Origin of the sequence: Brucella lupini, assembly GCF_002252535.1 — a bacterium.
GTDB classification, from domain to species: Bacteria; Pseudomonadota; Alphaproteobacteria; order Rhizobiales; family Rhizobiaceae; genus Brucella; species Brucella anthropi.
On record NZ_NNRN01000062.1, the window covers coordinates 208,051 to 228,855 of the forward strand.

Consider the following 20,805-nt stretch of genomic DNA (forward strand, 5'->3'; position numbering starts at 1 on the left):
GAGGTCCTATGGACGACAGATGCATTATCATTGGTGCCGGCCATGCCGGTTCGCAGGCCGCTATCAGCCTTCGGCAGGAAGGCTATGCAGGCGAAATCGTTCTCATCAACGACGAAACCGATATTCCCTATCATAAGCCTCCGCTCTCCAAATCCTATTTGAAAGCCCCGGAAGGCGGTGGCCTGGTGTTGCGCCCGGAAGCAACCTATCGCGACAATAATATCGAGATGCTGTTCGGCCATCACGTCGATGCCGTATCGATTGCCGACAAGACGGTCGCGCTTGATGATGGGCACGTGTTGAACTGGTCTGAACTGATCTTCGCGACCGGCGCACGTGCGCGCATTCCCAATGTACCCGGTGTCGGGCTCGAAGGTGTCTTTACGCTGCGCCGGATGGACGATGCACGCCGTATCGCAGCGGCAATGCCGAATGTCGAGAATGTCGTCATTATCGGTGGCGGTTTCATTGGCCTCGAAATGGCCCATAGCGCAATCGCGCTTGGCAAAAAGACGGTTCTGATCGAAGCGGCGCCTCGTGTGCTGGGTCGTTCGGTTGCAACGCATATCTCTGCCCATGTGGAAGCGCGCAGCCGCGCCGCTAACATCACACTTTTAACCGGTCTCGGCGTGGCGGCAGTCGAGGGGGAAAATAACCATGTTATCGGCGTTAAAGCTGCAGACGGCACGATATTCCCGGCGGATATGGTCGTGATCGGCACTGGTGCGGTACCAAATGTGGAGCTTGCAGTAACGGCGGGACTTGCAATCGACAATGGGATTATTGTCGACGAGAACCTGCGTACTTCTGCTAGCCATGTCTACGCCATTGGCGATTGCGTGAGCTACGATCACTTTCATGCTGGTCGCCGGGTACGGCTGGAATCGGTACAAAACGCGACCGATCAGGCAAAGCATGTGGCGCGCACCATTGTCGGACGCGAAGCGCCGTTTCGGGAAGTCGCCTGGTTCTGGTCCGATCAGGGCGATATGAAGCTGCAGACGGCAGGACTTTCCTTCGATGCTGATCGGCATATCCTTTCAGGGAACCCGGAAGAAAATGCATTTTCCATCTTCCATTTTGCCGGTGACAGGCTTGTGGCTGTTGATTCCATCAATCGTCCGGCAGACCATATGATTGCGCGCCGTCTGCTGGCTGCGGGTATTAATCCGACCGAGGCCGATATTGTCGCCGGGGCGGCACGGCTGAAAGAAATGCTGGCCGCTGCGCCGAAATCTTGAGGATTCACGATGAACAGTTTGAAACATCTGCTGCCCGCTGACATGGCAGTACCCTTTGCCGCCTACAGCCATGGCGTGAAGGTTAAAGCCGGTGCTGAAATGATTTTCTGTTCCGGTCAGTTAGGCATCGCGCAGGATGGAAATGTGCCGGAAGACGCAGGCGCTCAGGCTGAACTCTGCTTCGAGAATATTCGCCGTATTTTGCGCGATGGCGGTATGGACCTTTCCGATGTCGTGCGTATCAACGCCTATGTGACAGACCGGGCCTATATGCGTCCTTATATGGATGTTCGTGACAGGCTGTTCCCGCAACCAGCGCCAGCCTCCACGCTGATGATCGTTTCCGGTTTCACGCGTGAGGAATTCAAGGTCGAAATCGAGGCGGTCGCGGCCAGATAATCGTTTGTTTTTGAGCCGTCAAAGCGCCGCAGCAATGCGTATCGCCTTTGCCTGAAAGGAGTGGTAGGGTTGTCCGACATCCTCCATTCCCTTCAGGCCCATTCATGTCCAAAATTCAGCCTTCGGCTTCATCGCCGGAAACTTCGCTACGTTCGTCTGCACGATTGGCGGAACTAGCGCTTGCCATCGGTGGCTTCGGTATAGGTACCGGTGAGTTCGCCATTATGGCGCTGCTGCCCGATATCGCGCGTGATCTTGAGGTGACCATACCGCAAGGCGGCCATCTCATCAGTTCTTACGCGCTCGGTGTTCTGATTGGCGCACCGGTGCTTGCAGTGATCGGCGCAAAGCTTGACCGCCGCAAGCTCCTCTTCCTGCTGATGGGGCTATTCGCTTTCGGTAATCTCGCAAGCGCATTCATGCAGGACTATGCCGGTCTTTACATGATGCGGTTCGTCGCTGGTTTCCCTCACGGAGCCTATTTCGGCGTTGCTTCACTTGTCGCCGCATCTTTGGCGGAACCGGGCAAGCGTGCTCAGGCTGTAGGACGGGTCATGATGGGACTGACCATTGCGACATTGTGCGGGACGCCGCTTGCGACCTCTCTCGGTCAGATTGCCGGATGGCGCGCAATGTTTGCATCCGTTGGCCTGATCGCAATGCTAACTATGGTGCTGGTCGCGATCTATGTACCCAAACAGCCTGCAGAGGAGGGGGCGTCACCCCTGCGCGAACTGGGAGCATTTCGCCGCAAGCAAGTCTGGCTGACGCTTGGGATTGGTGCAATTGGCACGGGCGGCCTGTTTTCCGTTTTTACCTATGTCGCGGCAACAGTTACCGAGGTTTCGCATGTCGATGTGAAATGGATGCCTTTCGTCTTCGCGATGTTCGGCCTCGGCATGGTGCTTGGAAATATAGTTGGGTCGCGACTGACAGATCGTTCGGTTATGGGAACTGTTGGTCTGGTGCTGCTCTATGATATGGCCGTCATGTTGGCATTCCCCGTCCTCATGCAGCATCCTGTGACTGCATTCTTGAACGTGCTTCTGGTCGGCGGCGGGTTTGCACTCGTCCCCGCATTGCAAACGCGTCTGATGGATGTAGCGGCGGATGCGCAAACGCTGGCGGCTGCCCTCAACCATTCCGCGCTCAATCTCGCCAATGCGCTCGGTGCTTGGCTCGGCGGTCTTGCGGTTGCATGGGGCTATGGCTGGACGTCGACGGGAATAGTCGGCGCATTGCTTGCCTTATCTGGTCTGGCGGTCTTTGCAATCTCGATTGCATTCGACAGACGCGGTGCGGCAACACCTGCCTCGCAAGAGGCATAAATACAGCCCATAAACGAAAACACCCGTCGCGGGAGGAGGCGACGGGTGTTTTATGGGGAAGACCGGACTTGGGAGGAGGACATCCGGTCTTGAATCACCGAGGAAATGGGAGGAGGAGAAAGCACCCCGGTGATATTCTGGAAACTGTAGGACCGCGCGGTTATGGGGACTCGCGATCCTTGAAGAAGGCTGATGCCTTCCGGAGGCGCTATTAGCGAGCAGCGGCCTTGCGTGCAACGAACGGGATTTCCGAAGGCAGGATGCCAAGGTCGTTCAGTTCACGTGGGCTCAGGCGGCTCAGTTCGTTTACGGTGTTACGGTAACGGCGCCAGTTGTTGTACGAGCGGATCAGGTTCATTTCTCTCACCTAGTAAAATCTTATCTCTTTGTTGCAAACAGCATATAGGCTTGAAGCATTTCGAATTGGAGAGACAGATTTGCATAGCTGCAATGCGTTAAAGCTTGTCAGTTGCACGCCTTTTGCGCAGCTTGGTCATCATGCGATCACAATCTGATGCCCTGTTAGGCAAATCGGCTGGATTCAGGCTGCTCCGGCAGCTAACTGGTTAAAACTTCTTTAAAAATTTGCTGGCCGAAAAACTGCTCCACAAAATGTGGTGGAGAGCGGCGCGTCCAACTGATTTAGTTGCCGGTAAATGCGCGGTCTCGTCTGTGCCGCAATATGCATGTATAATAGAGTATAAATCCGGACCTCCTGTCCGCTTTAAATTTTGTCGCAAAAGTCCGGGAAATCGTCGGTTAGAGACAACAATTCTACATGACTTGCGCGCCGGATTGGGGTAAGGGAGTTTCGTCGGGTGTCGGGACGCCATATCATGTGACGTTCTTGCACTGTCTGTCTGCGGGAGAGCGCCAATTGGCCGCCGAAGGGGAAATCGCCCGAAATCTCTCAGGTACAAGGAACCGCAGACGGGTAAGACAACTCTGGAAAGTCAGGGGAAACCCTGCGCCGAAGGTGTAAGTATGGCATCCTTGCCATGCGAGTCTCTCAGGCCTGAGACAGAGGGGCACGAAGCAACCGCATTTTGCGGAGGCACACGTGCGACTCTGGAGTTGTTATGGGCGATACCGCACATTTGAATACCCTGCCTTTGCAGGATTTGCATGAACAGGCTGGCGCGCGCTTCGGCGGCTTTGCTGGTTGGAACATGCCGATCACCTATCCGCTGGGCGTCATGAAGGAACATCTTCATACGCGTGAACATGCGGGCCTTTTCGACATTTCTCATATGAAGCTGATCGAGATTTCGGGCGCGGATGCCGCTGCGCTTCTTGCCGAAACCTGTCCGCTTGACCCGATTGTGCTGAAGGAAGGCCAGTCGAAGTACACTTTCTTCCTCAATGATAATGGCGGCGTTCTGGACGATCTGATCGTCACGCGTCTTGGCGAAGACCGTTTCATGGTTGTCGCCAATGCGGGCAATGCCGATGCCGATATCGAGCATTTGACGGAAGCTGCATCGGGCAAGGACGTTAAGGTCAATCCTCTTGACCGTGTGTTTCTTGCTCTTCAGGGGCCGGAAGCGGAAGCCGTCATCAATGATGCCGGGCTGGCTGGTGCTGAGCTTGCTTTCATGAGCGGGTTTGAACCCAAGGCTGGCTGGTTCATGACCCGTTCGGGCTATACCGGCGAGGATGGTTTCGAGATCGGCGTTCCAGCCGATGAAGCCCGTGCGCTTGCAATGAAACTGCTTGCCGACGAGCGCGTCGAATGGATCGGCCTGGCTGCTCGCGACAGTCTGCGCCTTGAAGCCGGTCTCTGCCTGCACGGTCAGGACATCACGCCGGAAACGGATCCTGTTTCGGCGGGCCTCACATGGGCAATCACCAAAGCCGTGCGCGAAAAGGCTGCATTCAACGGCGCAAAAGCCGTGCTGGACGCGATCGCCAAGGGCGCATCTGCCAAGCGCGTCGGTCTGAAGCCGGAAGGCCGCCAGCCGGTTCGCGGCGGAGCCGATCTTTTTGATGAATCCGGTCGCCAGATCGGAACTGTTACTTCCGGTGGGTTCGGTCCATCGGCAGGCTTCCCAGTCGCCATGGGTTATGTCGAGGCAAGCCTCGCTACCCCCGGCACACGTGTTTTCGCTGACGTTCGCGGCAACAAGGTTCCCGTTGACGTTTCGGCGCTTCCCTTCACTCCGCATCGCTATCGCAAAGGATGATTTCCATGGCCAATATCCTGTTCACCGAAGATCACGAGTGGATCAGCGTCGAAAACGGCGTTGCCACTGTCGGCATTACGATCCACGCACAGGAACAACTGGGTGACCTCGTTTTCGTCGAACTGCCGGACGTCGGCCGCACGGCCACCAAGGGCGAAGGCATCGTGGTTGTGGAATCGGTCAAGGCTGCTTCCGACGTTTACGCGCCAGTCGATGGTGAAGTGGTCGAAGTCAACGAAGCCGTTGCAAGCGATCCAGCCCTTATCAATCAGGCCGCAGAAGGCGAAGGCTGGCTGTTCAAGCTGAAGCTTTCCGACGAAGGCCAGCTCTCCGGTCTGCTCGACAAGGCCGGTTACGACAAACTGGTAGGATAAACAGATGACGCAACAGGTTCTTCCCTTTGTTGCCCGTCATATCGGGCCAAGACTGGAAGACGAGCGCGCAATGCTTGCAGCGCTCGGCCTTCCTTCCATGGAAACCCTTATCACCCAGGCGGTTCCAGCATCCATTCGTTTGAATCGCGCGCTCGATTTGCCAGCCGCTTTGAGCGAACATGCAGCACTTGCGGAGCTCAATGAAATCATGGGCCGCAATGTGGTGAAGAAGAGTTTCATCGGCGCGGGCTATCATGGTGTGGAAACGCCACCCGTCATTCAGCGCAACCTGTTTGAGAATCCGGCCTGGTACACGGCTTATACGCCTTACCAGTCGGAAATCAGCCAGGGTCGTCTTGAGCTTCTTTTCCACTTTCAGACGCTGGTTGCGGAACTGACCGGTCTGCCGGTTGCCTGCGCATCGCTCCTGGATGAAGCGACTGCAGTTGCTGAAGCCATCGGCGTTGCTTGTCGTCACCACCGCGACAAGCGCAGCCGTATTCTGCTTGCAGGTGAACTGCACCCACAGACCGTCGATGTGATCAACACCCGCGCCGAACCGCTCGGCTGGGAGATCGAAACTGGCAGCACTGTCGATGACAATACCGCTGCCATCGTCGTGCCGTGGCCGAATACGCGTGGTGTCTATGGCGATTTCAGCAAGGTCATCGCCGATGCGAAAGCCAAGGGCGCCCTCGTCATCGCCGTTGCCGATCCGCTGGCGTTGACCATTATGGAAGCGCCTGCCAGCTGGGGTGCCGACATGGCTGTAGGCTCCATGCAGCGTTATGGCGTTCCGATGGGCTTCGGCGGCCCGCACGCCGCGTATCTGGCGGTGTCTGAGCCTCTGACCCGCATCATTCCGGGCCGCATCGTCGGTCAGTCGGTCGATGCGCATGGTCGTGCGGCCTATCGTCTGGCGCTCCAGACCCGTGAACAGCATATCCGTCGCGACAAGGCCACGTCGAACATCTGCACCGCGCAGGCGCTGCTTGCCAATATGGCGGCATCTTTCGCTATCTGGCATGGCCCGGCAGGACTGCAGGCTATTGCTACACGCGTGGCCGGCCTTGCTGCACGCTTTGCGGCTGGCCTCAAGGCTGCTGGTGTCGAGATCGCAGGTGATAGCCTGTTTGATACGGTAACGATTAAAGTTGCCGGTAAGGCTGCGAAGATTGCCGACGAAGCCGACAAGGGCGGTCGTCTGCTCCGCATCGTTGATGCGGATACAGTTGGTGTCACCTTTGACGAAACCTCGACCGAGGAAGATCTTGCAGCACTCGCCGTTCTGTTCGGTGCCAAGCCGGTCGATGGCGACAAAGCTTTCGTTCCCGGCAAGGGGCGCGGCGAAGGTTTCCTCACGCAGGACGTGTTCCATTCGCACCGTTCGGAAACCGAGATGATGCGCTTCCTGCGTCGTCTGGCCGACAAGGATCTGGCGCTTGATCGTGCGATGATCCCGCTTGGCTCTTGCACCATGAAGCTCAATGCAGCGGCAGAAATGATGCCGGTGAGCTGGAATACGGTTGCAAACCTGCATCCATTCGCGCCTGCGGCCCAGACTGAAGGCTATGCGAAGATGACGGCTGACGTCGAAGCATGGCTTTGCGAAATCACCGGCTTTGCGGGTGTTTCGTTGCAGCCGAATGCAGGCAGTCAGGGCGAATATGCTGGTCTCCTGGCCATCCGCCACTATCACCAGTCACGCGGCGAAGGTCATCGCAACATCTGCCTTATCCCATCGTCTGCACATGGCACTAATCCGGCCAGTGCTTCGATGGCAGGCATGAGCGTTGTTGTGGTCAATTGCCGTCCGGATGGCGATATCGATATCGACGATCTCAAGGCCAAGGCCGAGAAGCATCGCGATAATCTCGCGGCGTTCATGATTACCTATCCGTCGACCTATGGCGTGTTCGAGGAAGGCATCAAGGCTTTCTGCGAAATCGTCCACGATAATGGCGGTCAGGTCTATTTCGATGGCGCAAACCTCAATGCACTCGTCGGCCTTGCGCGCCCTTGCGATATCGGCGCCGATGTCTGCCACATGAACCTGCACAAGACCTTCTGCATCCCGCACGGCGGTGGTGGTCCGGGCGTCGGTCCGATTGGTGTTGCCAAGCATCTGGTGCCTTACCTGCCGGGCCATGTGGATATCGGTTCCAAGCATGCGGTTTCGGCTGCACCGTTTGGTAGCGCATCCATTCTGGTCATTACGTGGATGTATATCCGCATGATGGGCGGCGCAGGTCTCAAGAAGGCAACCGAAGCTGCGATCCTCAATGCCAACTACATCGCGCATCGCTTGAAGGACGCCTATCCGATCCTTTACACCGGCGCGCATGATCGTGTGGCGCATGAGTGCATCGTCGATACGCGTGTTCTGAAGGACAGCGCAGGTGTGTCCGTGGAAGACGTGGCCAAGCGCCTCATCGACTATGGTTTCCATGCACCGACCATGTCCTGGCCGGTCGCCGGAACGCTGATGATCGAACCGACCGAGTCTGAGCCGAAGTCGGAAATCGACCGTCTCTGCGATGCGATGATCGCCATTGCGGGCGAAGCGAAGAAGGTTGCCGACGGCGTTTGGCCAGCAGATGACAATCCGCTTGCCAATGCACCGCACACGGCAGGCGATACACTGGCAACGGAATGGGCGCATCCTTACACGCGTGAGGAAGCCGTATTCCCGGCAAGCGCGATCAATGGCGATTTCGATGCGACGGCAAAATACTGGCCGCCGGTCAGCCGTGTCGACAATGTCGGTGGCGACAGAAATCTCATCTGCTCGTGTCCGCCAGTAGCAGCCTACGGCTGAGATAAAATGTAGGTCTATTGATGGAAAGCGCCGCGGAAACGCGGCGCTTTTTTCTATGTTGCACCCAAGTGTATTTGGCTGATTAACTGAGAATAAGTTAATTTGCAGAGGGGCGAATATAGTGAAGCTGATTTTTATGAATTAGTGTTTTTAAAACAGCAAGTTGCACAAGTTGCACATTTTTAGTGAAACGAGCCGCTATCCAGATTTTGGGCAAAAAAAGAGCCGGACTGGGAAGTCCGGCTAAGTTATGAAGGTGCCACATTGGGCAAACCTCCAGAGGGGAACACTTACCGCGCGCAATGGGAGGAGGCACAGCGGTAAGTGACTGTGATATGTATCACCTTGCTCCAATCTTCAACCCCTGAAACACGAAATTTTTGACCATTTCGGAAAATTCTGAAACTTTTCGAATTTCGGCCGTGTTCTTTGGCTTATTGGTCAGTATTTGTATCCCATGGCGGCTTCGCCGTACTCCAAATCGAAACAATCTCCCGTTGCAAATGCCAAGTCGGTTGCGACTAGCAAATCGGCCCGCAAAGTTTTGGGATGTATTCGCACTGGCTGGTGGCTAGGATGTCATCAGGAACATGTTGGCATCGCTGCGAATGGGAGATTTTATGGATTTGCGGCTGCTTCTGCTTATGGTTGTCGCCGGGATAGGCTTCGGCGTTCTGTTAATTCATTTTCTGGGTGGAGGGCTTAAGCGCAGCATTCTTCCCGACGACGAAAGTGTCAAAGCGCGCTTTCATCTTGATTATCCCGAAATCGAAATCGGTGAGATTTGTTATACCGACGATCATCGTACAGCATTTTTCCTGTTGCGTGGCGCATCCACAGGGCTCGTCCATAGCGTCGGGGACCGCTTTTTGACGCGATGCGTGACCGCTGCAGACGTCCTGACACTTGAGCACAAGGGCGATACTGAATTGATATTGCATATGAAGGATTTTACCTGGCCCAAAGCGCGGTTTCTTTTCAGTAATGCTGAGGATCGGGAAAGAGTGATATCCTGGCTTTCAGGTCTGTCTGGGGAGGGGAGCCGACATGGATAGCAATCCGGTATTTTTCGATGTGACGCGTGTTGCGATCCCGCTTTATGTGCTGGGAATTCTGATTGAGCTCGTGGCAATCCGCTATTGGCAACGCAAGGGCGAATTTGAGACAAGAGACGCTTTTACAAGCCTGTTGATGGGGGCGGGCAATGTTGCAGCGGGTTTGCTGCTCGGCTTCGTTTCCGTGACAGCGCTGCTTTGGGTTTGGCAGTTCCGCTTTCTTGATCTCGGCCTGCACTGGTGGGTATTTGTGGTCGCCTTCATCTTCGATGATTTGCGCTACTACTGCTATCATCGGATTGCGCATCGTGTGCGCTGGGTCTGGGCGGAACACGTCAACCACCACTCCAGCCAGCATTATAATCTCACGACGGCGCTGCGTCAGTCGTGGACAGGACAGATGACGGGCATGTTCGTGTTGCAAGTGCCGATGGTACTCTTCGGATTTCACCCTGCGGTGATCGCCTTCGTCTATGGGTTCAATCTGATCTATCAATTCTGGATTCACACGGAAGCCATAGATAAACTACCGAGGCCTATCGAGTTCATCTTCAACACCCCGTCGCATCACCGCGTACATCACGCGACCAATCCGCGTTATCTTGATGCAAATTACGCTGGCACGCTGATTATCTGGGATCGCATGTTCGGCACTTTCGTGGAGGAATTACCGGAAGATATGCCGCGCTATGGCATCGTGAAAAATGTCGGCACATTTAATCCGGTGCGTGTGGCGTTTCACGAATGGGTTGGTATGTTTAAAGACGTATTCTCGTCAGGTCTCACCTTGCGGCAGCGCCTGATGTATATAATCGCGCCTCCCGGCTGGAGCCATGATGGCAGCCGCAAGACATCCGAAGATTTGAAAGCTGACTATGTCAGGCTTAATCCGTCGCAAGCCGGGAAAGCAGGTTTGCCCGAGGGATTTGAAACCTAGATCGGTTTGATTTCAGTTCGCAATGAACTGCTGTCTAAAAGTGCTTGGGCCATGGCTTCAGTGCATTTTCAATGACTTATGCAATCATCTCTGAACTTGGCAGACTATCATTCCTCGCTAACAAACGGACTCATAAGCTCCTGAAATAATTAGAATAATTCTAAAACATTCCTACGTTGGTCAACTTCATTTAGCTTGCAGCGCTGGCCGTGCGGATATAAAAAGATGACCAAATGGCGAAGGCTTCATGCCGGGTTTGAAGAGAAGCGACCGAGGGACAGGCCGATTTCTCTGTCTTTTGGATAGTTGGAATGCTCGTACCTTTTCTAATCATGTTCCGCGAAGGCGTGGAAGCAGCGCTGATCGTTGGCATTATTGCCAGTTATCTCCATCAGACTGGCCGCAGTGCCTGGATGCCAGTGGTCTGGATCGGCATATTGCTGGCATTGGCCATGTCGTTGGCCGTCGGCGCTATTCTGCAGCTTCTGAGTGCAGAATTCCCACAGAAGGCGCAGGAACTGTTTGAAGCCATTATTGGTCTGATTGCCGTTTTTGTGTTGACCTCGATGGTGTTCTGGATGCGCAAGGCGGCTCGTTCTATCAAGTCGGAACTGCATCATTCCATCGATGCAGCTTTTCAGACACCGACACATAAAGGTTTCGGCCTCATTCTGATGGTGTTCTTTGCTGTCGCACGCGAGGGGCTTGAATCGGTGTTCTTTCTGTTGGCGGCTTTCCAGCAGAGCGAAGGGGCGGCAGCACCGCTTGGCGCGCTTCTTGGCGTGTTGCTAGCTGCGGCAGTTGGCTACGGCATCTTTAAAGGCGGCTTGAAGCTGAACCTTCGCCGTTTCTTCCGCTGGACCGGCGTTTTTATTTTGATCATCGCGGCAGGCATTCTCGCCAATTCGGTCATGGCGCTGCACGAAGCTGGCATCTGGAACCATTTCCAGACGGTCGTTTTCGATATGAGCGATATTCTCCCGCTCGACAGCACGCTTGGTTCAGTTCTTGCTGGCATTTTCGGTTACATCGCGACACCGACCGTCAGTGAAGTTGTTGCCTATGTAGCCTTCCTCGTTCCAGCGCTCATTCTGTTTCTGATGCCTGCAAATGCACCAGCAACGGCAAGCCAGGCCAAAACAAGCGCACAGTAAAAGAGATTTCAATGACGAATCCGAAACCTGCTGAACCCATGTCGCGCAATCTGGTCCGCATCGGACTGGCTTTCGCCGTGCTGTTGCTGCTCGCCGCTGGCGCTGCGTTTTATTATGCATCTCGTGTGTCGGACAAAGCCCGCCATGCAGAAGCCGGTGACACAATACAGGTCGCGATCAACGGTAAAAGCTGCGAGCCGAACGAACTGACCGTTCCGGCCGGGCGCTCGGTATTCGAAATTGTCAATAAGTCCGACCGTACGGTTGAGTGGGAAATTCTCGACGGAGTAATGGTTCTTGAGGAGCGCGAAAATATCGCTCCTGGCTTCAAGCAGACCATCACCGCCAAGCTGACGCCTGGCGAATACCAGATTACCTGCGGGCTCCTTTCCAATCCGCGCGGCAAGCTGATCGTGACTGCGACCGCTGCCAGTGAAGCGGAAAAGGGCAAGCTTCCGCTTACAGCTTTCATTGGTGCACTGGCTGAATATCAGATTTATCTGACCACAGAGGTTGCCGAATTCCAGAAATCGGTTTCGGCACTTTCCACGGCAATAGCCAGCGGTAATCTTGAGGCTGCGCAAACCGCCTACGGTCCGGCGCGAGAAGCCTATGCGCGCATTGCTCCCGTGTCGGAAGCGTTCTCCGATCTCGATACGGCTATCAATGCTCGTGCGGATTATTTTGAAAAGCGCGAGCAGGACCCTGCGTTCGGTGGTTTGCACCGTATCGAATACGGTTTGTTCGAACAGAAATCCGTCGATGGTCTGGCTCCTGTTGCTGGCAAGCTTGAGCAGGATGCCACTGCATTGAAAGAGCGCATTCGCGGGCTTCGGATTTCTCCGGATCGCATGATGGCGGGCACTGCTTCTGCATTGAACCGTTTTGCATCGACGGCGTCGGATGCTGGTGAAGACCGGTACGCTCACACCGATCTGCAGGCTTTGTCTGGCCTTCTTGAAGGCTCTGGCAAGACTGCCGATGTCCTGCGCCCCATTGTTATAAAGGCTGACCCGAAAGCCTTTGAAGGCATCGACAAGGACGCAGCTTCGATCAAGAAGCTGCTTGGTACGGGTGCTGAAGGCAATGGCTACAAGGCGTATGATGCTCTGTCGTCTGATGAAAAGACGAAAATTAAGGAAGGTGCAGCTCAACTCGCTGCACAGTTTACGAAACTCCGCGATCAGCTTGGGGTAGATTGATGACCAGAAAATTTTTCAAAACCGATAAGATTACCACTGAAGAGCCTGTTTCCGCCGGTCGCCGTGCACTGCTCCTCGGGGCTGGTGCAACCGGGGTTGCCGGAGCAGTTGCAGGCGTGCTTGCCCCGCAGACAGCCCATGCTCTTTCTTCGGAAAGCGTGACCAATGCGCCGGAAAGCGACAAGATTCACGAAAGTCAGCCTTTTTATGGGAAGCACCAGCCCGGTATCGTCACGCCGCGCCCTGCTGCGGGTCTCGTCGCTTCCTTTGATGTGTTGGCACGTGACCGCGCCGAACTGGAACGCATGTTCAAACTGCTCACTGAGCGGGCAGAATTTTTGATGAAGGGTGGAGAACCACCGGAGCTTGATGCGAAGTTTCCGCCATCGGATTCCGGTATTCTTGGACCTGTCGTCACGCCGGATAACCTCACGGTTACGGTGGCGCTCGGTTCATCATTGTTCGATGATCGTTTCGGTTTGAAGCCGTTGAAGCCGAAACTTCTGCAGCGCATGACCGGTTTCCCCAACGACGCCCTGCAGAAGGACATCTGCCACGGGGACCTCGTCATTCAGTTCTGTTCGAATACGCCGGACACGAACATTCATGCGCTGCGCGACATCATGAAGAACATGCCTGATCTTCTGATGGTTCGCTGGAAGCAGGAAGGGACGGTTCCGGTGCAACCGCCGCATTCGCCCCGGGCGAAGGAAAGCGCACGAAACTTCCTCGGTTTCCGCGATGGATCCGCCAATCCGGATTCCGCCGATGATGCATTGATGAACCGCATCGTTTGGGTGCAGAAGCAAAATGAAGAGCCGGGCTGGGCCGCTAATGGCAGCTATATGGCTGTGCGCATCATTCGCAATTTTGTCGAACGCTGGGACCGCACGCCGCTGCAGGAGCAGGAAACCATTTTCGGACGCCGCAAGAATAGTGGCGCGCCATTCGACGGTAAAACCGAAGCCGATGTTCCCGATTATGCGAAGGATGCGGATGGCAAGGTGACGCCACTCGACTCGCATATCCGTTTGGCAAATCCGCGGGATGCCAATGCCGAGCAGCACCTCATTCTGCGTCGACCATTCAACTATTCAAACGGGGTCAGCAAATCCGGCCAGCTTGATATGGGGCTGCTCTTCATCGCCTATCAGGCCGATCTGGAGAAGGGCTTCATCACGGTGCAGAACCGTCTCAACGGCGAGCCGCTGGAAGAATACCTGAAACCGATTGGGGGCGGGTATTTCTTCGCGCTGCCTGGTGTTCAGGATCATAAGGACTACTACGCGCGCACACTTATGGAGGCAAGCGGTCCGCAAAATGCTGGCGGGTGAGGATTGCATCTCAAGTTTTTGATTTGACGCGCATTTCCCGCAATGCGCTTTATCTGGAGAGGCTAAACATGAAGTATCGTCTGCCATTGCTCGCATCGGCATGTGCCGTTGCCCTCACGCTCAGCTTCGGCGCAGCCAAGGCTGAAGTTTCGCCGCTGGACCTTGTTCAGCCGATTGCTGACTACAAAGTCTATGTGCAGGAAAACCTCGACGTTCTGGTAAAGGACACCAAGGCTTTCACTGACGCGGTCAAAGCAGGCGATTTGGAAAAGGCCAAGGAGCTTTATCCTTCATCGCGCGTCTCCTACGAAAAGATCGAGCCGATTGCCGAGCTTTTCGCCGATCTTGACGCTTCGATCGACAGCCGCGCCGATGACCATGAAAACGGCGAGAAGTCGGAAGACTTTATCGGGTTCCATCGCATCGAGTATGGCCTGTTTGCGCAGAATTCAACCGAAGGACTCGCTCCGGTTGCCGACAAGCTCTACGCAGATGTTCTGGAACTCCAGAAGCGTGTAAAAGACCTCACCGTTCCGCCGGAAAAGGTTGTTGGCGGAGCTGCTGCCCTGCTTGAAGAAGTGGCTGCAACCAAGATTTCCGGTGAGGAAGATCGTTACAGCCACACCGATCTTTGGGATTTCAAGGCTAATGTCGATGGGGCTCAGAAGATCGTCGAGCTCTTCAAGCCTTTGCTGGAAAAGGAAAATCCGGACCTCGTGAAGAAGGTGGAAGCCAACTTCAAGACTGTCGACGACATTCTTGCAAAGTACAAGAAGGGTGACGGCTACGAATCCTACGACAAGCTGTCGGATGATGATCGCAAGGCGCTTGCTGGTCCTGTGACCACGCTTGCCGAAGATCTCTCTACCCTGCGCGGGACGCTCGGCCTGAATTAAAAAGCGAACACTGAAATGGCGGGGTAACCCGCCATTTTCATGCGCTCATGCGCAATTTGATTTCGGCATTGAGTAGAATGCGCTGCGTTTCTGGAAGCTCCAGTCGGTCATCCGTTGTTTCGCCCAGTGTTCGAAACAAGAGCTCAATCGCCAGCCGTCCGATTTCATTGTAATCCTGCGCCACTGTAGTGAGTGGCGGACACGTGTATTCTGACAGTGGATTATTGTCGTGGCCGGCGACACGAACGTCGCAATCCTTGAGCCTGCCAATCTTCAGACCGGCCTGCCAGAGTGCACTCGTTACGCCAAAGGCGATGCGATCATTGGAGCACAGAACAGTGCTTGTCGGCAGGCGTCCCTTTTCACGCAAAATGCGCGCTGTTTGCTCGAAGGCATAACGTTCGAAATCCCAGCTTCGGCTCTGTTCAAGGTCAATGATACGCGGCTCATAACCAAGCTTTTCCATGGCTTGTCGATACGCATCTTGCCGCTTGATTGCATTGTTGTTGACCATCGGCATGGAAAAATAACAAGGCTCGCTGCCCGAGCGGCACAGATAATCAACAATCAGATGGAAGGATTTGAGATTGTCGGTGCCGACAAAGGGTGAAGTGTTGTCGAGTGGAGAGTCGACATAGACAATTGGAACGTCTTCCGCGAGACGTGCCAGTGTCGAATGTTGCGACTCTTCGCCAAGCGGTGCGATGATGGCACCTGCGACATTGAGCGAACGCAGGGTTTCAATTGCCTGCTTTTCCAGCTCAGGCTTGCCATCGGATGACAGGACAATCGCAAGATAGCCGCGTTGCTCTGCGAGCGATTGCAATCGTTTCGTCATCGCCATGTAGAAATGATCGAGCTGGTTGGGGATAATTATACCCAGAATTGTCGTGCGACGTCGATTGAGATTCACCGCGAAAAGATTGGGGCGAAAGCCGGATTGCTTGATCGCCGCTTCAATCAGTTCGCGGGTCTTGGGACGGACGGACGACGGATCACTGAAATATTTCGACACTGTCGGGCGGGAAAGCCCAACAAACTCCGAAAAATCCTCCATGGTGCGTATTGTCTTTCGCACGTCTTTAAGTCCTGTTCGTCAGTTGTCGCGGCCTAGGTGCACACGACGATGCTGTTCTTTGCGAAGCCGCCGCATAAACTGGAATGTGCTGATTTCTCGGGACAAAATCTGGTCCCGGTTGCCGCTTCTGTAACGATTTCAGGATGTTCCTCCAGCTCCGCTCGCCGTTGTATTCCTCCAGGCGAAGTCTCGTCAAACTGTCAAAGGCGGGGCAAAACGTCAAGCAGGCAAATGTGTTCGCAGAGAATGATGCGGTGAATATCCATATATGCTAAAACATCGGTTCGTGAATTTGGCAGGTGGAAATGTCCGCGATTTCGGCCCTTGGAACTGTTCACAAAAGCGGTCGTTTCTTCTCGCAACGCAAAATTGAAAACCGTGCTTGACAAGCTACGGAAGCTCGCGCCATAAATTTTACATATGTAAGAATTTTGCTATGCATTCGTAAAGGAGGAGACGAAATGCGGACCAAGTCTTATGTTGCAGGGCTTATTGCGTCTGCTGCAAGTATTGCAGTTATGGCCGGGGCTGCGTGGGCGGAAGAGCTCACCATCGCGACGGTCAATAATGGTGACATGATCATCATGCAGAAGCTGTCGCCGGAGTGGGAAAAAGCCACCGGCAATAAAATCAACTGGGTTGTGCTTGAAGAAAACGTGCTGCGTCAGCGCGTCACGACCGATATCGCGACCAAGAGCGGCCAGTTCGATATCCTGACCATTGGCGGTTACGAGACGCCGATCTGGGGTAAGGCTGGCTGGCTTCTGTCGGTGGATGATCTTGGTGATGATTACGGCTATGACGATCTCATCAAGCCGGTTCGCGCCGGTCTGACGGTGGATGGCAAGCTTTACGCCGTGCCATTCTATGCCGAAAGCTCGTTTACGCTCTATCGCAAGGATTTGTTTGACGCGGCGGGCCTCAAGATGCCCGATGCGCCAACCTATGCGGAAATCAAGGATTTCGCGACCAAGCTCACCGACAAATCGAAAGAGCAATATGGTCTCTGTCTGCGCGGAAAGCCGGGCTGGGGCGAAAACATGGCTTACCTCGGTACATTGATCAATACGTTCGGTGGCAGATGGTTTGATGAAAACTGGAAACCCCAGATCAATTCGGACGAATGGAAGAAGGCGATTAACTTCTACGTCGATCTGATGAAGGAAGCGGGCCCTCCTGGAATTACGTCAAACGGCTTCAACGAAAATCAGGCCCTGTTCTCGACCGGCCATTGCGCCATGTGGATCGACGCCACTTCGGCTGCCGGACGCATCTATGATCCGAAGCAGAGCCAGGTTGCCGACAAGGTTGCCTTTACCAAGGCACCGGTCGAGGTGACGCCAAACGGTTCTTCATGGGCGTGGTCCTGGAACCTCGCAATTCCGGCATCAAGCAAGAAGGTGGAAGCCGCAAAGTCGTTCCTGAAATGGGCGACCTCGAAGGAATATGTCGAGCTCGTCGGCAAGTCCGAAGGCTGGGTTGCTGTTCCTCCGGGCACACGCCAGTCCACCTATGCCAATGAGGAATACAAGAAGGCAGCTCCCTTCGCGGATACGGTGCTGAAAGCCATCGAATCTGCCGATCCGACAAAGCCGACCAAAGACCCGGTCCCTTATACCGGCATCCAGTTTGTGGCCATTCCTGAATTCCAGGCCATCGGCACGCTGGTTGGACAGGCGATTTCGTCGGCTGTTGCCGGTCAGCAGAGCGTTGATGCAGCGCTCGACGGTGCGCAGCGTCAGGTCGAACAGATCATGACGCAGTCCGGTTACATCAAGTAGCCGTGAGATAAAGGTCTGCCGCCTTCGGTAGGAGGAAGGCGGCAGACCTGATTTTCGTAGAGGTTCGCCACGGTGAATCCGAAACGGGAAGGGGAGGATAAGTCCGAATGCCAGCAAACCATGCGTTGGCCGCAGGCACAAAATCACGCTTTGCAGCAAAGTCTCGTCGCAGTGTCCGCACTGGACCTCTGCTCGCTCCAGCAGTCATTCTGCTTTTGCTGTGGATGATCGTTCCACTTGCGATGACCTTGTGGTTCTCGTTTCAGTATTACAATCTCATCAATCCATTTATTACTGGTTTTGCCGGTTTCTCGAACTATTCCTTCCTGTTATATGATCCGACCTTATGGTCCGCAATCGCCAAGACACTGATCCTTGTCGTGTCGGTTCTCGTGATATCGGTCGTCCTAGGTGTGCTGTTTGCGGTCATCTTCGATCAGGATTTCTGGGGCAAGAATATAGCGCGGCTTCTGGTCATTGCGCCGTTCTTCGTTATGCCAACCGTTTCGGCGCTGATCTGGAAAAACCTGCTGATGCATCCGGTGAACGGGCTGTTCGCCTTCATTTCACGCAGTTTCGGATTGCCGGTCATCGACTGGTTCTCGCAGTTCCCGATGGCTTCCGTCATCATAATTGTGTCCTGGCAATGGGTGCCGTTTGCGACGCTGATCCTGATGACGGCGATGCAGTCTCTTGATAGGGAACAGATGGAGGCCGCGCGCCTGGACGGGGCCAAAGGCCCGGTAATGTTCTATTATATCGTGCTGCCGCATTTGCTGCGCCCGATCTCGGTCGTCATCATGATCGAGACGATCTTTCTTCTTTCGGTGTTTGCGGAAATTCTTGTTACCACTTCGGGTGGACCGGGGATCGCCACGACGACGCTGACCTATTTCATTTATCTGAAAGCGCTCCTGCAATGGGATATCGGCGGCGCTTCCGCAGCCGGCGTCATCGCCATCATCCTTGCCAACATCGTTGCCGCGTTCCTGATCCGGACTGTCGCACGAAATCTGGATAATTAGGAGGGCTGACCGATGGCTGCAAAACGCAAGATCAACAAGGCTGCCGTCTCTGCCGGAATCATTGGCTGGATCGTGGCGTTGCTGATGTTCTTCCCGATCCTCTGGATGCTGCTTGCTGCATTCAAGACGGAAATTGATGCGGTGGCACCACCAAAGCTGTTCTTCGAGCCAACGCTGGAGAATTTTGTAGCGGTCAATCAGCGTGCTAATTATTTCCGCTATGCCATGAACAGTATCGTTGAAAGTCTGGGCGCGACTATTCTCTCGCTCATTATCGCGGTGCCCGCGGCTTATGCGGCAGCGTTCTTCCCTGGCAAACGCACTAAAGACCTTCTTCTATGGATGCTGTCCACCAAGATGCTGCCTGCAGTCGGCGTGCTGGTGCCGATCTATCTTTTGGCACGCGATACTGGGCTTCTTGATACGCGCACCGGTCTCATCATCATCTTCACCCTGTCCAATCTGCCGATTGTGGTCTGGATGCTCTATTCCTTTTTCAAGGAAGTGCCCGGAGAAATCCTCGAAGCAAGCCGTATGGACGGTGCGAAAGTCGGCCAGCAGATACGCTATCTGCTTCTGCCGTTAAGCCTTCCGGGTATCGCGTCCACCGCGCTCCTTTCGATCATCCTTTGTTGGAATGAAGCGTTCTGGAGCCTGAATCTGACGGCTTCGCAAGCCGGCCCGCTCACCGCATTCATAGCGTCCTTCTCGTCACCGGAAGGATTGTTCTGGGCAAAACTTTCGGCGGCTTCCACGCTCGCCATCGCGCCAATACTTGTCTTCGGATGGGTCACGCAGCGCCAGCTGGTGCGCGGTCTCACTTTCGGCGCAGTGAAATAAAGGGAATGAAATGGCTACACTATCACTGAAAAACGCCACCAAGTCCTTTGGCAATATTGATGTCATCAAAGGTGTCGATCTCGACATTGCAGACCGCGAATTCGTGGTTTTCGTCGGGCCATCCGGTTCGGGCAAGTCGACGCTTCTGCGCATGATTGCCGGGCTTGAGGAAATCACCGGCGGAGACCTCACGATTGATGGTGAGCGTATCAACGATACGCCGCCGGATGAGCGTGGTCTTGCCATGGTTTTCCAGACCTATGCGCTCTATCCACATATGAATGTGCGCGACAATATGGGTTTTGCGCTGAAACTTGCAGGTGTTGCCAAGGCGGAACGTGACCGCAAGGTGGAAGAGGTTGCAAAAACGCTGCAGCTTGACCAATTGCTTGACCGCAAGCCGAAACAGCTTTCCGGCGGTCAGCGTCAGCGCGTTGCCATTGGACGCGCAATGGTGCGCGAACCGAAGATTTTCCTGTTCGATGAGCCGCTGTCCAATCTCGATGCCGCGCTCCGCGTGCAGATGCGTATTGAATTGGCGCGCCTGCACGACCGGCTCAATGCGACGATGATCTATGTCACGCATGATCAGGTGGAAGCGATGACGCTCGCACACAAGATCGTGGTTCTCCGCGACGGGAAGGTGGAGCAGGTAGGATCGCCACTGGAGCTTTATCATCATCCGGTCAATCGTTTTGTGGCTGGTTTTATCGGTTCACCGACCATGAACTTCATCGAAGTCAAAGCCAGTGCCGTCGATGCCGACGGGGTGACAGTTCAGCTTGCAAATGGACGTTCGGTCAAAGCGCCTGTCAAAAGCGAAGGCGTAAGCGCTGGGGCGCCGCTGGTTCTCGGCATTCGTCCGGAGCATCTTCATCCGGCAGCCGATGGTATCCTTGAAGGTGAGATCATGGTTGTCGAGCGCCTTGGTGGTGAGACCTATCTCTATGTGCAAAATGAAAGCGCAACCGGACTGATTGTTGCGGAAGCAGGCGGTGGCAGCGCAGCACGTGCACACGAAACGGCGAAACTGGGTTTTGACCCGACTGACGCGCATTTGTTTACACCCGATGGCAAGGCTTTGGAGCGCTTTGAACGGCATCCATTATTGCTGACGGAAAAGAAAACGCACCTGTGAGTGCAGGCTGCAATATCCCGGA

Annotated in this window: 18 protein-coding genes and 1 riboswitch; of the genes, 16 read left to right on the top strand and 2 right to left on the bottom strand. The window is 54.8% G+C overall.

Translation table 11 applies throughout. From position 1 onward, the window contains the following. Positions 1-8 precede the first annotated feature (8 nt). The 3 genes from CES86_RS24445 to CES86_RS24455 all read left to right on the top strand — a co-directional run bounded on the left by CES86_RS24445 (position 9) and on the right by CES86_RS24455 (position 2,968). Entirely contained in the window at positions 9-1,241 is a 1,233-nt protein-coding gene (locus tag CES86_RS24445) for an NAD(P)/FAD-dependent oxidoreductase (protein ID WP_094515643.1), read from the top strand. A 9-nt stretch (positions 1,242-1,250) separates the two neighbouring features. Continuing rightward, complete coding sequence (locus CES86_RS24450; protein ID WP_094515644.1) at positions 1,251-1,640, top strand: RidA family protein; 390 nt, start codon at positions 1,251-1,253, stop codon at positions 1,638-1,640. Between the two features lie 104 nt (positions 1,641-1,744). Continuing rightward, on the top strand, positions 1,745-2,968 hold the full coding sequence (locus tag CES86_RS24455; RefSeq protein ID WP_094515645.1) for an MFS transporter: 1,224 nt from the start codon (positions 1,745-1,747) through the stop codon (positions 2,966-2,968). 211 nt (positions 2,969-3,179) lie between these two features. Here the strand turns inward: CES86_RS24455 and CES86_RS24460 are convergent, their stop codons facing one another. Next, positions 3,180-3,326 carry a DUF1127 domain-containing protein gene (locus CES86_RS24460; protein ID WP_002965914.1) on the bottom strand — a complete coding sequence of 49 codons (147 nt, stop codon included), beginning with the start codon at positions 3,324-3,326 and terminating at the stop codon, positions 3,180-3,182. A 495-nt stretch (positions 3,327-3,821) separates the two neighbouring features. Beyond that, positions 3,822-3,905: riboswitch (glycine riboswitch) on the top strand. A gap of 142 nt (positions 3,906-4,047) precedes the next feature. Between CES86_RS24460 and gcvT the strand changes: the two genes are divergently transcribed. The 9 genes from gcvT to efeO (CES86_RS24505) all read left to right on the top strand — a co-directional run bounded on the left by gcvT (position 4,048) and on the right by efeO (CES86_RS24505) (position 14,921). Further along, a complete protein-coding gene (gene gcvT / locus CES86_RS24465) occupies positions 4,048-5,151 on the top strand; it encodes a glycine cleavage system aminomethyltransferase GcvT (protein WP_012093217.1) in 1,104 nt (367 codons plus the stop codon). A gap of 5 nt (positions 5,152-5,156) precedes the next feature. After that, complete coding sequence (gcvH, locus tag CES86_RS24470) at positions 5,157-5,525, top strand: glycine cleavage system protein GcvH (RefSeq protein WP_010659049.1); 369 nt, start codon at positions 5,157-5,159, stop codon at positions 5,523-5,525. A 4-nt stretch (positions 5,526-5,529) separates the two neighbouring features. Next, positions 5,530-8,343: an aminomethyl-transferring glycine dehydrogenase gene (gcvP, locus tag CES86_RS24475; protein WP_012093216.1), complete on the top strand. Its 2,814-nt coding sequence runs from the start codon at positions 5,530-5,532 to the stop codon at positions 8,341-8,343. Positions 8,344-8,933: 590 nt separating this feature from the next. After that, positions 8,934-9,398, top strand: a complete 465-nt coding sequence (locus CES86_RS24480; RefSeq protein WP_094515646.1) for a hypothetical protein — start codon at positions 8,934-8,936, stop codon at positions 9,396-9,398. Next, positions 9,391-10,335, top strand: a complete 945-nt coding sequence (locus CES86_RS24485; protein WP_012093214.1) for a sterol desaturase family protein — start codon at positions 9,391-9,393, stop codon at positions 10,333-10,335. Before CES86_RS24480 ends, CES86_RS24485 begins: the two co-directional genes overlap by 8 nt. A 311-nt stretch (positions 10,336-10,646) precedes the next feature. Further along, positions 10,647-11,489, top strand: a complete 843-nt coding sequence (efeU, locus tag CES86_RS24490) for an iron uptake transporter permease EfeU (RefSeq protein WP_010659045.1) — start codon at positions 10,647-10,649, stop codon at positions 11,487-11,489. A gap of 11 nt (positions 11,490-11,500) precedes the next feature. Next, entirely contained in the window at positions 11,501-12,691 is a 1,191-nt protein-coding gene (gene efeO / locus CES86_RS24495; protein WP_094515647.1) for an iron uptake system protein EfeO, read from the top strand. Next, the gene (gene efeB / locus CES86_RS24500; RefSeq protein WP_094515648.1) at positions 12,691-14,025 is read left to right on the top strand and encodes an iron uptake transporter deferrochelatase/peroxidase subunit; all 1,335 of its coding nucleotides are present in this window, start codon (positions 12,691-12,693) and stop codon (positions 14,023-14,025) included. The genes efeO (CES86_RS24495) and efeB overlap by 1 nt, the downstream gene beginning before the upstream one ends. Positions 14,026-14,093: 68 nt before the next feature. Beyond that, positions 14,094-14,921 (top strand): iron uptake system protein EfeO, encoded by an 828-nt coding sequence (gene efeO / locus CES86_RS24505; protein WP_010659042.1) that lies wholly within the window; start codon positions 14,094-14,096, stop codon positions 14,919-14,921. Between the two features lie 37 nt (positions 14,922-14,958). On the opposite strand, the gene CES86_RS24510 is transcribed toward efeO (CES86_RS24505), so the two are convergent. Next, positions 14,959-15,978: a LacI family DNA-binding transcriptional regulator gene (locus CES86_RS24510; RefSeq protein WP_029927075.1), complete on the bottom strand. Its 1,020-nt coding sequence runs from the start codon at positions 15,976-15,978 to the stop codon at positions 14,959-14,961. A gap of 482 nt (positions 15,979-16,460) precedes the next feature. Between CES86_RS24510 and CES86_RS24515 the strand changes: the two genes are divergently transcribed. The 4 genes from CES86_RS24515 to CES86_RS24530 all read left to right on the top strand — a co-directional run bounded on the left by CES86_RS24515 (position 16,461) and on the right by CES86_RS24530 (position 20,783). Beyond that, positions 16,461-17,780, top strand: a complete 1,320-nt coding sequence (locus tag CES86_RS24515) for an ABC transporter substrate-binding protein (RefSeq protein ID WP_036587439.1) — start codon at positions 16,461-16,463, stop codon at positions 17,778-17,780. A gap of 107 nt (positions 17,781-17,887) precedes the next feature. Then, positions 17,888-18,805, top strand: coding sequence for a carbohydrate ABC transporter permease (locus CES86_RS24520; RefSeq protein ID WP_094515649.1), 918 nt, complete (start codon positions 17,888-17,890; stop codon positions 18,803-18,805). Between the two features lie 12 nt (positions 18,806-18,817). Next, the gene (locus CES86_RS24525) at positions 18,818-19,645 is read left to right on the top strand and encodes a carbohydrate ABC transporter permease (protein WP_094515650.1); all 828 of its coding nucleotides are present in this window, start codon (positions 18,818-18,820) and stop codon (positions 19,643-19,645) included. A gap of 10 nt (positions 19,646-19,655) precedes the next feature. Beyond that, positions 19,656-20,783: an ABC transporter ATP-binding protein gene (locus tag CES86_RS24530; RefSeq protein WP_029927081.1), complete on the top strand. Its 1,128-nt coding sequence runs from the start codon at positions 19,656-19,658 to the stop codon at positions 20,781-20,783. Positions 20,784-20,805: the final 22 nt, after the last annotated feature.